At 35.2% G+C, this 14852-nt stretch carries 15 protein-coding genes and 1 other annotated feature; of the genes, 13 read left to right on the top strand and 2 right to left on the bottom strand.

Annotation, left to right across the window (positions count from 1 at the left end):
* Window positions 1–223: 223 nt before the first annotated feature.
* The 3 genes from truB (at window position 224) to IGJ32_RS07725 (ending at window position 3070) form a co-directional block, all read left to right on the top strand.
* Complete coding sequence (gene truB / locus IGJ32_RS07735) at window positions 224–1147, top strand: tRNA pseudouridine(55) synthase TruB (RefSeq protein ID WP_342082001.1); 924 nt, start codon at window positions 224–226, stop codon at window positions 1145–1147.
* A gap of 2 nt (window positions 1148–1149) precedes the next feature.
* Window positions 1150–2085, top strand: coding sequence for a riboflavin biosynthesis protein RibF (ribF, locus tag IGJ32_RS07730; RefSeq protein ID WP_010718889.1), 936 nt, complete (start codon window positions 1150–1152; stop codon window positions 2083–2085).
* 199 nt (window positions 2086–2284) lie between these two features.
* Window positions 2285–3070, top strand: a complete 786-nt coding sequence (locus IGJ32_RS07725; protein ID WP_081127422.1) for a glucose-1-dehydrogenase — start codon at window positions 2285–2287, stop codon at window positions 3068–3070.
* Window positions 3071–3430: 360 nt separating this feature from the next.
* Here IGJ32_RS07725 and IGJ32_RS07720 read toward each other — a convergent pair whose 3' ends face one another.
* Window positions 3431–3886: a helix-turn-helix domain-containing protein gene (locus IGJ32_RS07720; protein WP_081127423.1), complete on the bottom strand. Its 456-nt coding sequence runs from the start codon at window positions 3884–3886 to the stop codon at window positions 3431–3433.
* Between the two features lie 788 nt (window positions 3887–4674).
* Between IGJ32_RS07720 and IGJ32_RS07715 the strand changes: the two genes are divergently transcribed.
* The 3 genes from IGJ32_RS07715 to IGJ32_RS07705 are packed head-to-tail and all read left to right on the top strand — an operon-like array spanning window position 4675 to window position 6181.
* On the top strand, window positions 4675–5208 hold the full coding sequence (locus tag IGJ32_RS07715; RefSeq protein WP_342081999.1) for a radical SAM protein: 534 nt from the start codon (window positions 4675–4677) through the stop codon (window positions 5206–5208).
* Window positions 5184–5891, top strand: a complete 708-nt coding sequence (locus IGJ32_RS07710) for a radical SAM protein (RefSeq protein ID WP_229060329.1) — start codon at window positions 5184–5186, stop codon at window positions 5889–5891. Before IGJ32_RS07715 ends, IGJ32_RS07710 begins: the two co-directional genes overlap by 25 nt.
* A 14-nt stretch (window positions 5892–5905) precedes the next feature.
* Window positions 5906–6181 (top strand): hypothetical protein, encoded by a 276-nt coding sequence (locus tag IGJ32_RS07705; protein ID WP_010737768.1) that lies wholly within the window; start codon window positions 5906–5908, stop codon window positions 6179–6181.
* A 135-nt stretch (window positions 6182–6316) separates the two neighbouring features.
* Here IGJ32_RS07705 and brnQ read toward each other — a convergent pair whose 3' ends face one another.
* A complete protein-coding gene (gene brnQ, locus IGJ32_RS07700; protein ID WP_034698322.1) occupies window positions 6317–7675 on the bottom strand; it encodes a branched-chain amino acid transport system II carrier protein in 1359 nt (452 codons plus the stop codon).
* 134 nt (window positions 7676–7809) lie between these two features.
* Window positions 7810–8048, bottom strand: a binding site (T-box leader).
* 508 nt (window positions 8049–8556) lie between these two features.
* On the opposite strand from brnQ, the gene IGJ32_RS07695 reads away from it, so the two are divergent.
* From IGJ32_RS07695 to IGJ32_RS07665, 7 genes are all read left to right on the top strand, one after another.
* Window positions 8557–8898 (top strand): LPXTG cell wall anchor domain-containing protein, encoded by a 342-nt coding sequence (locus IGJ32_RS07695; protein ID WP_081127425.1) that lies wholly within the window; start codon window positions 8557–8559, stop codon window positions 8896–8898.
* Complete coding sequence (locus tag IGJ32_RS07690) at window positions 8864–9532, top strand: WxL domain-containing protein (RefSeq protein WP_342081998.1); 669 nt, start codon at window positions 8864–8866, stop codon at window positions 9530–9532. The genes IGJ32_RS07695 and IGJ32_RS07690 overlap by 35 nt, the downstream gene beginning before the upstream one ends.
* A 17-nt stretch (window positions 9533–9549) precedes the next feature.
* Window positions 9550–10260 carry a WxL domain-containing protein gene (locus IGJ32_RS07685; RefSeq protein WP_081127426.1) on the top strand — a complete coding sequence of 237 codons (711 nt, stop codon included), beginning with the start codon at window positions 9550–9552 and terminating at the stop codon, window positions 10258–10260.
* A complete protein-coding gene (locus IGJ32_RS07680; protein WP_053766751.1) occupies window positions 10257–11297 on the top strand; it encodes a DUF916 and DUF3324 domain-containing protein in 1041 nt (346 codons plus the stop codon). Before IGJ32_RS07685 ends, IGJ32_RS07680 begins: the two co-directional genes overlap by 4 nt.
* A gap of 8 nt (window positions 11298–11305) precedes the next feature.
* Window positions 11306–11590, top strand: a complete 285-nt coding sequence (locus IGJ32_RS07675; protein WP_342081997.1) for a hypothetical protein — start codon at window positions 11306–11308, stop codon at window positions 11588–11590.
* 29 nt (window positions 11591–11619) lie between these two features.
* Entirely contained in the window at window positions 11620–13062 is a 1443-nt protein-coding gene (locus IGJ32_RS07670) for a hypothetical protein (protein ID WP_342081996.1), read from the top strand.
* Window positions 13063–13566: 504 nt separating this feature from the next.
* Window positions 13567–14829, top strand: a complete 1263-nt coding sequence (locus IGJ32_RS07665) for a GHKL domain-containing protein (protein ID WP_010737761.1) — start codon at window positions 13567–13569, stop codon at window positions 14827–14829.
* Window positions 14830–14852 lie beyond the last annotated feature (23 nt).

Raw genomic sequence — 14852 nt, 5'->3', positions numbered from 1 at the left:
CCTTAAAAGCTGCGACTCGTTTTAATCAAAGGCTGCAAATGAAGGATTCAAGCTTGCCTTTGTCTAAGAGAATAACATGAATTGTATTTACAGGTTTGTGAAGTTTTATTACAAGTTTGTTGCCAAATAATAAAAACGTAGCGAAAAAAGGTAAAATCGTCACATTATTGTGGGATGTGTTATAATGACAAAGTTGATATTTTATTGGATAGGGAGAAAAAACATGGACGGATTATTACCTTTGTGGAAAGAACGTGGCATGACAAGTCATGATTGTGTATTTAAATTAAGAAAAATCTTACATATGAAAAAAATTGGTCATGGTGGTACGTTAGACCCTGATGTTGATGGTGTGTTACCGATTTGCCTTGGAAAAGCGACTAAAGTTATCGAATATTTAAGCGATGCAGGAAAAGTATACCAAGGAGAGATTACATTAGGATTTAGTACAACGACAGAAGACAAATCTGGTGAGGTCGTCGAAAGTAAAACAGTTGATCGATTAATCAGTGATGAAGAAATTGATGAAACGATGAAAAGTTTTATCGGGGAAATCACTCAGATACCACCGATGTATTCAGCTGTCAAAGTGAACGGCAAACGTCTTTATGAGTATGCCAGAAACAATGAAACAGTTACACGTCCCGTGCGTAAAGCGCAGATTGAACGTTTTGAAAGAACAAATGACGTGCATTGGGACCAAGAGAAGGGGTTGCTATCTTGGCGTTTTGAGGTAGTATGCGGGAAAGGGACTTATGTACGAACGCTTGCTGTTGATACTGGGAAAAAATTAGGCTATCCTGCTCACATGTCCGATCTAACTCGAACAGCTAGTGGAGGAATGAAGAAGGAGCAGGCAATCACTTTACAGCAAGTAGCAGATTATATGCTTGCAGGAACCTTTGAAGAACATTTATTGCCACTAGAAGCTGGTGTTGCTCGTTTTAAGAGAGTAGACATTAGTGATCGTGTTTGGGAAAAAGTTAAAAATGGTATGCGCTTAGATTATCAGGTATTTAACTTAGCAGAAATGCCGACAGAAGAGATCGCACTTTTTTACCAAGACAAAGTAGTAAGTATTTACCAGCCAAATCCAAAAGAAAAAAATAAATTAAAACCAAGCAAAGTGTTGAGGAATGAGGTATAAAAATGAAAATTATCAAAATTAGACATCCTTATCAAGCAGATCAGATCCCACCAGAAGACGTTGTACTTGTTTTAGGCTTTTTTGACGGGGTACATCTAGGCCATCAACGTGTTATCAATCGGGGAAAAGAAATTGCTAAAAAAGAAGGATTGAAATTAGCTTTGATGACTTTCAACCAACATCCTTCAATCGTCTTCAAAAAAATAAATCCAAGTCAAGTAAAATATTTGACTACTCTGGAACAAAAAGAAGAAAAAATGGCCTTATTAGGTGTTGATTATTTATACGAAATCGATTTTACGTCATCGTTTGCTCATTTAGCTCCACAAGAATTTGTTGATCAATATATCGTAGGACTTCATGCAAAATATGCTGTTTCTGGTTTTGACTATACTTACGGACCTAAAGAAATTGCAGATGTAGCGCACTTACCAAGTTATGCAAAAAATCGATTTGAAATCATCACTGTACCAAAAGAAGAAGACAGTGGCGAGAAGATTAGTTCGACACGGATACGTGAATTATTAAACGCAGGAGAAATAAATGAAGTAACGCGTTTATTGGGGGCTGCTTACGAGGTCGAAGGGGTGGTAGTCCATGGCGATGCTCGTGGCCGCCTGCTAGGATTCCCAACAGCTAACATCAAAGTTAAAAGTACTGTTCATCTTCCAAAAGAAGGTGTCTATGTTTCAGAGATCAAAGTTGGTGAAACGTGGTATCAAGCAATGGGATCAATCGGTCATAATGATACCTTTGGTGATGATCGTGAACTTACCGTTGAATTATATATTTTAAATTTTGCTCAAGATATCTATGGAGAGCATGTAAAAGTCCGTTGGCATCATTTTTTGAGAAACCAAGTGAAATTTCCAAACGTTGAATCGTTGATTGAACAACTGAAAGCAGATGAAAAAGCGACAGCGGACTATTTTAAATAAAAGTATTGAATTTAACTGAAGACAATAAAAAAGCCTTTTTTGGTGAAATCATTCGAGTCAGCAAGTAGCTTGCTGACTCTTTTATTATAGAAAAAAGTAAATCGATCGAATAAGCGTATCGTTTGCCTAAAAGACAGGGTGCTATTGTACACTTGATATAGGAAGTATGCAGTAGGTGAAAAAGAAGGGTGGAAAGTATATGTATAAAGATCTAACAAATAAGGTGGCAGTAGTAACTGGAGGATCAAAAGGGATCGGTAAAGCAATCTGTGAACGCTTTGGTAAAGAAAAAATGTGTGTGGTTGTCAACTATCATTCGGATGAAGAAGGGGCACAAGAAGCAGTAGCCGAGATCGAAAAAAATGGTGGCAAAGCAGTAGCTGTCGAAGCGGATGTCAGTACAGAAGAAGGGATGGATCGTCTGCTCAAAGCAGCAATCGAAACATTCGGAAGTTTAGATATCTGGGTCAATAATGCTGGTATGGAAACGCAAAAACCAACCCATGAGCTGGAATTAGAAGATTGGGAGAAAGTGTTAAAGGTGAACCTAACAGGCGTATTTTTAGGGACAAAAACAGCGTTGAATTATTTTAAAACTCATCAGATCAAAGGTAATATTATCAATATGTCCTCCGTTCACGAACAAATCCCTTGGCCGACATTTGCTCATTACGCAGCATCAAAAGGCGGTGTCAAGCTGTTTACAGAAACAGTAGCCATGGAGTACGCACCAGAAAATATTCGAATCAACAGTATTGGACCAGGGGCGATCAAAACTCCGATTAATGCAGAAAAATTTGAAGATCCAAAAGAAAAAGAAATTCTAGAAAGCATGATACCAATGGAACGAGTGGGTAAACCCGAGGAAGTCGCCGCCGCTGTTGCTTGGCTCGCTTCTAATGAATCCAGTTATGTGACAGGAATTACTTTATTTGTAGATGGTGGCATGAAACTATATCCATCCTTTCAAGGTGGTAAGGGTTAAAGCTACTTACCATTATTATAGAAACAAGAAATATGGGAAATAATAAATTCAGAATCTAAAAAAACAGTAAACGACATTCAAAGAGCTGACCTTTGCCAATAAGAAAAAAATCCACAAAACATGGGGAGCTGTTTCGAGATTTTTATCTTGATTGCTCCTACGTTTATTCGTCTTAGTTTTTACTTGGTGAGTATTCAGGTCAAACGCTCTTTTCGCAATCTCTTATGCACGGTGCTTATGCATCCAGTTCTTGAAATAAGCCTGAATTTTTTGAAACATGGGAAGCTGTTTCAAAAAATTCAGGCTTATTGTCATCAGAGCAGATCGTTTCTTTCACAGTCTCTCTTTCAAAATAAAAAACTAATTCTTTTTTAGTGAAATGGATGTTTGTTTTTGTAGTTGTTCATAGATCCATGACCCGAAATTAGTGACATAATTAAAGTTACCACCAATTAAGATATCATATTCATTTTCTTTGAAATGCGTGTATTGGATCAATCGATCATTTTTATTAGCATAAACCTCTGAATGATAATTAAAAAGTTCCTCTTTAAAGGCATCCATTTCGTGAAAATCATCTGTTACAAGAGATAATTTTAATGTGACAGGGACATCAAGCGTCACTTGATAATCTTTTTGGATCATTAGATTTTCCTTGTCACCGTAAAGGAAATCAAACAAATTTTGTTCAGAAAACTTCCATTTTCCTCCAACTTTTGTTCCCTTTAATTTCCCTTCGTGCAGATAGTTTCGAATTGAACGAGTTGTCACACCAAGTTGGTCGGCTAATTCTTGTACTGAATAATAACCTTTCAATATATCCCTCCTAAAAATTAAACCACTATTTAAACACCGTGGTATCGAATTAAAATAAAGTCCTTATGACCCAAAAGTTAGTTTCAGATTGATGAGGAATTAAATATACTTTATAGATTGTAATTATACTAAAATTCTTATGAAAAAAATAGATTTGTTCGTTAAATAATCGTTATGTTTAGAATAAAATAAACAGATAAAGCAGTGTTTTTCAAATTTAAACTTAAAAAATCGTTATTTAAAATAACTTAATGGAAATTTATGATCACTATGGAAATTTGAGGTGATGAAATAAAATAAAAACAAATTTACTTATAGATAGCAATGAATCCAATCAAATAAGTCAGAAGAACAAATCAACGTGTCTTAGAAATTTTAGCGTTATATAAAAGAAACGCATAAATTGTTTAATTTTTTTTATTTTATAACTAAGGTTTTAATAATTTTTCTCTCGAACCGTCATTGACAATATTTTCATTCAAAGTTTATACTATATTTAGGAAAAAAAATGAATATTATCGTGCTTTTTCCTAAAAGTTCAGAAAGGAGACTTGTTATGTTTACGAAACCTGTACTAAAAAAAATCTCTGGCAATGTTTTGTCCCCATGTTCTTGTGGGTTATTGATTGGTAACGGTTCTTAATCTAGTCTTCCGATGTCCATTTTTAATTGGAAAATAAAGTTGCCCTACAAAACTCCCCTGTTAAAAAGGCGACTTTATTTTCCTATTTAATATAGTCAAAATGTTATTATTCGTTTGTTATGCTAATAAAAGAGGTGAGTGATCTATGAAAATCAAGGAAAATTTATACGCGTATCCTTTTCTTGATGAAATGATTCTCCATAATGTTCTAAGAAGCAGCTGGCTAGTGATTTCTAAAGAAGAGTTAGAGTTGGTGAAGCTACGAAAGTATTCAGCGTTATCCGAGTCTACGCAAAAAAAACTAAAAATCTTTCAGCTTCTATTAGACGAGCCATTAAAAGTAAAAAAAAATGAAGTCACCATTCCTGAAACCGCTTATTTGGCGTTGACACATCAATGTAATTTAAAATGTGTGTATTGTTACGCAGAAGCAGATATGACCAAGAACTATCCGGATCAATTGTCTTTTATTGAATGGTTCCAACTATTAGATCAATTAAAAGACTGTGGTGTAAAAAAAGTCATTTTTACTGGTGGAGAAATAGGACTGAATCATGATTCTTTAAAATATATCGATTATGCTTATCAACTAGGCTTATCGGTTGGTTTGATCACTAATGGAACCTTGATTGGAAAAAAAGGAATGCACAATTCTTGGCAGATCGATGCGAATCAATGACCATCAGCTTGGATTCGATTGATAAAGAAGAAAATGACAAGAACCGTGGTAGAGGTTGTTATGAAATAGCAATGAGAGGTATCCGTAATCTTTTAGATATCGGTTTCCATAATATTTACGTTAATGCAACCGTTACCAACTATAACTTAAAATCAGTTGATCAAACGATTGAGTTTTTTAAAGAGAATGGAATCGCCTATAAATTAGGTGGATTTAGCGAATTAGGAAGAGGTAGTATGGCAGATATTTCATTATCTTTTGAAGAAAGAAAAGAAATCGAGTGCAAAGAAAAAAGTGCTCAACGATCTGCATTTTTAAAGCCATTTACAATTAAAGAATCTTGTGGTTTGGGTTTGGGAGAGTTCGTTATCAATCCAGTTGGGGATATTTTTGCATGTAAATTATTGGAGACAGATGACTATAAATTAGGTAATATCAGAAAAAACAAATTAGCTGATATTTATAACCATAAAGAGATAGAATTGCTTGAATCTCAAAATATCCATCATTTATCTGGTTGTCAAACTTGTTCTTTTCGCTATTTATGCGGTGGTGGTTGTCGTGCGCAACATTATTATCATACCAATGATATTCATGGAGTGGATCGCTCTGAATGTCAATTATTGCAAGAGTTAATAAAAAATCAAATGTATCGTATCTGGAAACAGACAGAAATGACCTGAAGGAGCGTGATTAGGTGAGACTGAACGGCGAATTGGCCTATGAGAAATTAGGGAACGACCTCTATCTTTCCTTGAATGATGAAATCTATCTTTTAGATAATGAAGTATCGATCTATATATTTGAATTATTAAAAACAAATGTAGCACTTAGTCATGTAAAAGAAAAAGTATTAATACGATTTGCTGATTCTGGTGACTATTCTAATGAAGAAAAAGAAAAATATATCACAGAGTTTATCTCAGATCTGATCAACAATCAAATTCTCTTACAAGATCAGGTCAATCAATGAAAACTAGCAAAAGAACAATGCGTTTATCAAAAGATAATCAACATTGTTCTTTTTTGCTTCTTTCTTCTGGCTTCACTCAAATTATCAAATGAAGCGTCATATTTCGGTAAAACTTCTCTTTGTCCGTTACAAGACTCAATTAGATAGAGAAGGGTCTAACTCAGTTCTTTGTTTAAAAATTAAACAATACAGTACGCCTATGATAAAGCCACTGATTGCTGGCAGGATAAAACCAACACCACTGGAAGCAAATGGAATCGTATGAACATACCAATTGGTTAAATTTGTTGTCAAATGATTTTGAATAGGTAATGCTTTGATACCATCAAATAAAGCAGGTATGGCTGTAAAGATTGTCGTCAATTGATAAACGATTCTGCGATTTTGGAAAAAGGCAGAGCAAAGTGCTGGGATGATCATTGCCATGGAAAGAGGATAAAGAATCATTAAAAATGGCATGGTCCAAGCAATAATGGTGTCAAGTCCAAAGTTTGCGGTAATAAAAGAAAGTAATGTAGTGATTCGTAGCCATCCTTTATAGCCGATCTTAGGGAAGCGGACAGAGAAATCTTGGGCAAATGAGGCAATCAATCCCATCGCAGAAGTGAAAACTGCTAACAGCGTCATCAAGGCCATAAAAATCAATCCCACTTTACCAAAATAGGATTGGACGATTTGAGTTAATGCAATCCCTCCGTTTTCGGAGATACCAAAGCGATTTAAAGACATCGTACCTAATGCAATAATCCCCAAATAGATACCACCACATAAAACCATCGTTAATAGACCAGATTTTACAGTATTTTTAGCAATCTGATCTTCATCATGAATCCCCATTCCTTGAAGCGCACGAATGATCGTAATTCCAAAAGCTAATGAGGCTAATGCGTCCATTGTATTATATCCTTCGATAAAGCCGTTGGTAGTTGCTGCTTGTTGGTAATCCAGTACAGGCTTGGCATCCAATGGCCCTAAGGGAAGAATCAAAGCGACGATAAACACAGCGAATAGTAAAATTAAAAATAATGGGTTTAAATATTTTCCAATGATTTTTAATAAATTTGATTCACGAGTTGATAAATAATAGGCTAAGCCAAAGAAAATAACCGAAAAGATAAATAAGCCAATCGTTGTATACTTTTCTGGTAAAATCATTCCTAAACTAAATTGATATCCTAATGCAGCAGTTCTGGGAGTGGCGAATAAAGGTCCTAAGGCCATATGGTTCATAATAAGAAATAAGGTACCATACCACGCAGCCACTGGTTTAGCAAAATCGTACAACCCGCTTGAGCGTGTTTTACTTAAGGCAATCAGTGCAGCTAAAGGTAATAAAGTAGAGGAGATCAAAAAACCAATCCCAGCAGATAACCAATGACTACCTGCAAGTTGACCTAAATGAGCAGGGAAAATAAGGTTACCTGCTCCAAAAAGCATTCCGAAAATGAGTGAAGCTAATAAAAATAATTTCTTTGTTGATAATTTTTCCATCATAAATAACTCCTTAATCGTTTAGTTAACATAAATGAAATGAAGCTAAACGTCTGACTCGTCTTTGTCTAAAAATTTGCATAAATCTTTTCCTTTCTTTGGTGAAAAAACACAAAAAGCCCGTTGGAATAATTATTCCAACGGGCAATTGACATTGCGGTACCACCGTTTTTTTTTGTTTATGAATAAACAATCTCTTAGCGACTCACTAATAGTGAAGCGCATTATCCGATAACGGGGATCGCCGGCACAAACTTCTAACGTCACTTGTGCATCTCCAGAGTTACTTTCACAAATAATAGACCTACGATTTTCCACCAACCAATCGCTCTCTAAAATGCTTATTATTCGTTACTCTCTCTATCAATGATTTTTGTTCATTATAGAAGCAATGATGGACAGTGTCAAGACAAAAAAAGTAAAAAATTGAATTTTCTGTCAATAGATTTGGGTGAAACGTTCACCATTGATTTTTTTCTTTCTTCTTAATTACGGTCAATTTTTATTGCTGTAAGAGTCTTCGTTAAGGACAGAAGCGTAGTTAAGTGTCTACATAATAAATAGTGAAACGAATACTTAATGGCTTGAAAAATGTGGTGGAATATTCTTTGAGATTGTTAGAAACAGCCAACTATTGTTAGCAAAGTATTTATTTGACTGTCTCTACAACAATTTTGAAATTTGATCTATCACACCGATTTGTTATCAGTCAGTCGTTCGATTCATCTTTTAAGACAAAAAAAGCAAAAATTGCAAGGTTAAACGGTTTCAAACGCCTTTTTTTAGAATGAATATAAGTAAAATAGGATTTACCCAATTGAGCGAAGATTAAAAAAAGGAGGTTTTGTTACATTTGCTGTAAAGAGAAAGGTGAGGGTAAGTGGATGAGAAAGATGACGATTGTTTTCTTTTTGTTCCTTATTTTTTTGACCATTGAGGCATATACGCGAACAATGATTGTCTACGCTGAATCTGTACAAAGCACAGCGGGGATCCGCTTTGTACCAAATCCTTCAAATGCATCATCAGAAGATCTGGCAAAAGAGAAAGACGGGCAGACAAAAAGAATGATGCAAAGAAAGCTCCCAAAAACAATTGATCAGCAGAGTAGTTCTTTGATGATCTGTGGTGGACTCATTGTAACAGCAACAGGAGGTTTCCTCTTACTGAGAAAAGGAAAGAAGGAAAAAAATGAAAAAAGTAGTTTTAACAATCGCACTATTTAGCACATTCGTTATTAGTGCGAAGGCAACAACCGTTTATGCAGAAATAGCCGATGATACTCATGGCACAAGTATCGCTAAAGTTGGGTTAGAGAAACAAGATGAAACGGATGAACCAACGGATCCAATTGATCCACCAGATGTACCAGGTACGTATATTCCCACAGGAAACACCGGTGCTTTACGTATTGACTATATCTCAAATATTGACTTCGGTACACAAAAAATCGCTAGTGAAACAAAAAACTATACAGCTGGGAATTCAGATGAATTTGTTGAAACACAAATATCTGATCTACGAGGAAATGGTGCAGGTTGGAACTTACAAGTTAGCTATGATAGTGAAAAAGCAGGATTTTATACTGAAAATGGTGTTGCGTTAGCTGGGGCTGAACTAAGCTTGCCAGCAGGGACAGCAAAAACGGTGACAGAGAATCAATCTCCGGCAGCTGAAACGGCAACGGTAACAGTAAATAAAGATGCGCAAAATATTATGTTTTCTGCCGCAACAACCGGTCTAGGGACTTGGGAAGATCAGATGTCAGCAGAAGCTGTTTCATTAAAAGTACCTTCTGGTAACTTGGCAGGAACTTATTCTGCCACACTTGTTTGGACATTAACAGACGCACCAGCTTAATCTAAAGGAGAAGAAACATGAAAAAAAATATTCTAGCAACTACATTATTAAGTGTGTTAGCCATTAATACCATGAGTATGACCATCTATGCAGAAGAAATGAGTGATTCAGCAACTTCAACAGCAAAGATCACATTCGAAGGGAATGATACCCATTCCAATAAACCAGTGAATCCAGATAATCCAGATGATCCAATCGACAAACCAGACGAAGTAGATCCAGATGATCCTAACAATCATGGAACTGGCGATCAAGGACCACTTTCAATTGACTATGTGTCCAATATCAGTTTTGGTACACAAGAAATTTCACAAAATAAAAAAGTCTATGTCGCAGCAAATGCAAAACCATTTGTTCAAATTACAGATAAACGAGGAGTAGCTGGTGGCTGGTCACTAACTGCGACTGCTTCAAAATTTTCAGCAGCTGACAGCACTGAATTAAAAGGAGCAATCCTATCATTTGCGAATGGAGATACTCGAACGACTTCTGATAACATCAGCGGCAAACCTGATGCTTTTGATTTCACTTTTAACAATCATGAAGCTCAACCAGTTATGACGGCAAAAAGTCTGAATGGTCAGGGAACTTGGTTAGATGTATTTGAAGGAGAAGAAGGAAACAATACAAATGTTCAATTGACTGTTCCTGTTGGTTCTGCTCAAGCAAAAGAGTATACCGCAACGATTACTTGGACCCTTACTGCAGGTCCAACTGATGCACAATGATGCATAAACGTCATCATCGTTTTATTTGTTTAGTCACAGGCATCATCGGATTTTGGGGAATCCTTGGTGTCAATTCGCTTACCTCATATGCAGATTCAGCTGAATCTGCATATAGTGTAAGTGCAAATATACCTGAAGAACAAACAAATAAAGATGTATCTTATTTTGATTTAACTGAAGCACCAAATGAAACGCGCGACCTATCCATTCATTTATCCAATGTCGGAGAAAAAGAAAGTGTCTTTGAAATAGAGATCAACAATGCAGCGACCAACACAAACGGTGTGATCGATTATAATCAACGAACAGTTAAAAAGGATGCCTCTGCCAAATACCAAGTCAGTGATTGCTTAACCACTGATGCAAAGGAAGTAACAATTCCAGCTGGAGAAGCAAAAGACGTGCACTTTCAATTGAAAATGCCAAAAGAATCATTTGACGGGATTCTTTTAGGAGGTATCCATGTAACGAAAAAAGAGAACCAAAGTGAAAAAGTTTCTGGAACAGCGATTCGAAATAAGTATGCTTATGTTATTGGGGTTGAGCTTAGGAACAACAGTAAACCTGTCTCACCAGATTTGAAATTAATTTCTGTAAGAACTGGGTTACAAAATTCGTATGCAACGATTTTTGCACATTTACAAAATCCTACATCAACGATCATCAGTCAAGTTCATACGGAAGCGACGATCACTAAAAAAGGCTCATCAAAAGTGTTGTATACAGCAAACAAAGATCATATGTCGATCGCACCCAATACGAACTTTGATTTTCCGATCAGTGTCAACAAGAAGAAAATCGATCCGGGAACTTATATGTTAACAGTGGATGCGACAACAGAAAATAATCAAAAGAAATGGCATTTAGCAAAAACATTTACGATCAAACCAGAAAATGCCAAAAAAATCAATGATGAAGCAATTACAGAAGAAAAAGCAGAAGTATCTTATCTGCCGATGATTATTGGGATAGGCGGCTTACTATTAGGGATCATTGTGTTCTTAAGTTACAAACTGTTCCAACAAAAAGGTAGGTGAGGAAGGAAATGAAAAAGCAAAAAGTGAATAAAAAATTAGTATTTCTAGTCGCCTATTTTGCTTTGTTCAGTCTCTTTCAGCTAGCCTTCTCTACTAAGTCAGTTGTTGCGGATTCATGGCCTGATGGACAATCAGAAGCTGACATCTATGGTGGACATATCCATGCTAAAATCACCTATGTAAAAGATGGGAATCCAAATTATACAGCGATTGGGGATACGATAACAGTTACAACAGTTTTAGAAAAAAAGATGATACAAACCTTGAAGAAGAGTATAAGCAATCAACGTTAGTGACGGTTTTTCCTGATAAAGAGCAAGGGTTGGAATTATTAGGAGAACCCGAACTTGTTTATAAACATGGTGGTGTAACAGGTAACGGAAATTTGATGGCTCCATCTAAGGAAGTTGCCTATGACATCATAACGGCTTATAACTTTTATGGACATACAGAATTTGGAGATTCCAAGTCCTATGATGGGCGGATTACAGAAATATTGCCGCTCGCTTCAGACGGTATCTCTGATGGTCCTTATAGTGACAATTACTCGGTTTATCGATTATTGGAAAAAACGGGTGATTCAATGACGATCACCTATCGTGCCAAAGTCACAGAAAAAGCAGTCACTAAGGATAAATTTGTCTTGCGTGCATCTGTTTGGGATAGTATGAAAAAAGATATTGGATTTACTCATTTTTTATCTGCTGAAATGCCAAGCTTTCAATCAGAAAAGTTAGCCTTATCTTTTGATGATACGAGCAAAAATCTAGAATTAGATTCCGAGCAGATCACGCTAACAGGTAAATGGAGTGGTCCTTTGAACGATCTCACAGCTTACTTAACAATCAATGGGATGATAATGAACACTGATGAACTATTGTCTTGCTTCAAGAGTGATGGCACATTTCGTGTACCTGTTGACCTGAGTCAGCTACCATCAGTTTCAGAAGTGAATAATGTGACTTTGATGATTCAAAAAAGTAATGGTGAGTCAGCACAAGATTCAACGGTCTTAAGAATGACCAAACCTGCTTCACCTCCTACGATTGAACTGGCAAATAATCTTGCTAATCAAACGCTCGTTCTTTACCCGGGGGATCAAGGGTTTACCTTGAGTGGCAAGTGGAAAGCCGATAGTGGTTCGTGGATCAATATTTATTATAAGTTAAATGGTGTTGAAAAAAAGCTGAATGATTCAGATTCGATTGCGAATACACAACCTGGAAATATGGTTGATTTTTCAAAGAATTTCACACTTGCAGACTTAGCAGCAGGAGAAAATCAATTTGAAGTTTATGTTAAAAATGAAAAACAACAACAATCAAATATTGAAACATTTAAGGTGATCAAAGAAGCGGGGGTTGTGAGATTTGTAAACGTACCAGATCTTCTGACTTTCATGGCAATCCCCGTTGCTAGTCATACGATTCAAACAAATTTGACACAGGCAGCCAATCTTTTAGTAGAAGATACAACTGGAAAACCGATGAATTGGAAACTTAATGTGTCACAAACTGAAGAGTTTAAAGATGGTAAACAAGTATTACCAGCCACTCTTTTTTATCAAAATGGTGATACGGCACAAGTCATCGAAAAAGAACATCCGATCACACTTCCTATGACTGAAGTAACAACTAATAATAAAGTCCGGAATTACAGCATTCTACAAAATTCAGAAAACTATTTTTATCTAAATGTTCAACCCGGTGGATATGCTGGGGAATATTCATCACAGGTGGAATGGACAATTGTCAATGCCCCTTAGTTACTTTTATTGATAAAATATAGTGGAGCTGGTTAACAGGGATATTCAAATGATTGAAATCCAGATTTTTAATATTGAAATTAGCGAAATAAGCCAAAGATAGCCAAAATTACTTTTTGTATTTAAGCTATCTTTGGCTTATTTTTTTGTATTGTTTTATTAAGGATGGTGCAAATGCTGATCAAAGAAGACTGTTCATTGATTGAAATAGTTTGGATAGTTCTATGCTACTAAAAAAAGATGAATAAATGAAACTTGGATTTCCATCTAATCGAGAAGGTTAAGGTAACGTGAGATTCAGTTTTACAGTTAAGCTCTAAGGTGGTTAAATAAAAATTAAATTTTTCAAATATTCTAAATATGCTTGCGATTTTTCTAGTATTTTTTATTATTCATGTTATCTTATAACAGTAATGTTATTGGTTGTCAAAAGGGGAGGCACCAATTAATGAAAAAGTGGTATGTTTGAAAATGATAAACTGGTTTGCTTAGGGGGATGGGTTAATGGAAGTGATTATTTATATTATAGTGGTTCATCTTAATTTTGCACTGATAGGTCTCATTTTATTTGCAAAAAAAAGGATTTTTATGGATTGCTTCATTCGTTTGGGATTAACGCTACTTAATATATGGCTGATTGAATGGACGCCAGTATTTTTGGTTTTACTTTATTTTTATAATGGAAAATATATTTTTCAGGAAACAAGAAATCTATTTATTGTTTTTTTATTAAATACTTTTTGTGTAAATTTTATCGGCATTTCTGTTTTTTTGACAATTGAAGTGCCACGATTTTTAGAAAATTATGACTTGTTAGCGAATGCGATCCTAGAAATTTTGCTTTTAGTGGCAATCCTAATTGTAATGAAAGAATTAGATAAAAAGTTTCGAATTAGTAATTATCTATACGCATATAAAAAAAATCGTCTGTTTTCGACATTTTTGATTATATGTATGTTCATGTCACTTTTGTGGTATCATTTGCTTTTTTCGATGGATTCATTGGATTTCCTTTTAACCTCTTTTATTTTAGTTGCTAGTAATTCCTTTTATGGACTACTTATGCTTTTGATTTTATTGAATGAAAAAAAGGAAGAATACTATCAAATCTATTTGGAAAGCATGAAAAAAAATGAAGAATATTATCAAAAGCTAGAAGAATTTCGTCATGATTATAAAAATTATGTTGGTGTGATGGAAGATCTTGTACAGAATAAACAAATTCATAACGAAATAGAGGCCATCGTAGGGGAAGAAAAAGAGTTTTTTGAAACGCAACTCAACGATGCTTTACACATGAAGTTACAAAAAATTTATGATCCACTGTTGCAAGGAGTTTTTGTCAAATTTGTTAAGCGGGCAGAAGAGCTTCGGATACCTTATAAAATCCAAGTTAATCATATCATACCCAAGCTTTCAATGAATTCCTATGACATGATTCGCTTATTTACAAATATTATCGAAAATGCGTTTGTTCATTATGATCAAACGATGGCGAAAGAAAAAAAAGAAATCACGATCATCGTTGAACATTTGTGGGATTGTTTTTATTTTGAATTTAGTAATCCCAGCAAAAACACTGGAAAAAATCTAACTGAATTGTTTCAAAAAGGAACAACCAGTCAGAAAAGTAGTAAGGGAATTGGGTTATACAGTGTCAAAAAAATCGTAGAAGAGAATGAGAATCTTGCATTGAATTTAAAGTATGACAAACAAGAGCAACGTTTTTACTGTATCTTAACTTTGAAAAAAGAAACAGTCCATTAAAAAAAAGCCACTTGCCTATTTAC

Origin of the sequence: Enterococcus sp. DIV1639a, assembly GCF_050530445.1 — a bacterium.
In the GTDB taxonomy this organism is placed as follows: Bacteria; Bacillota; Bacilli; order Lactobacillales; family Enterococcaceae; genus Enterococcus_B; species Enterococcus_B hirae.
This window is presented reverse-complemented; position numbering and strand designations above follow the sequence as displayed.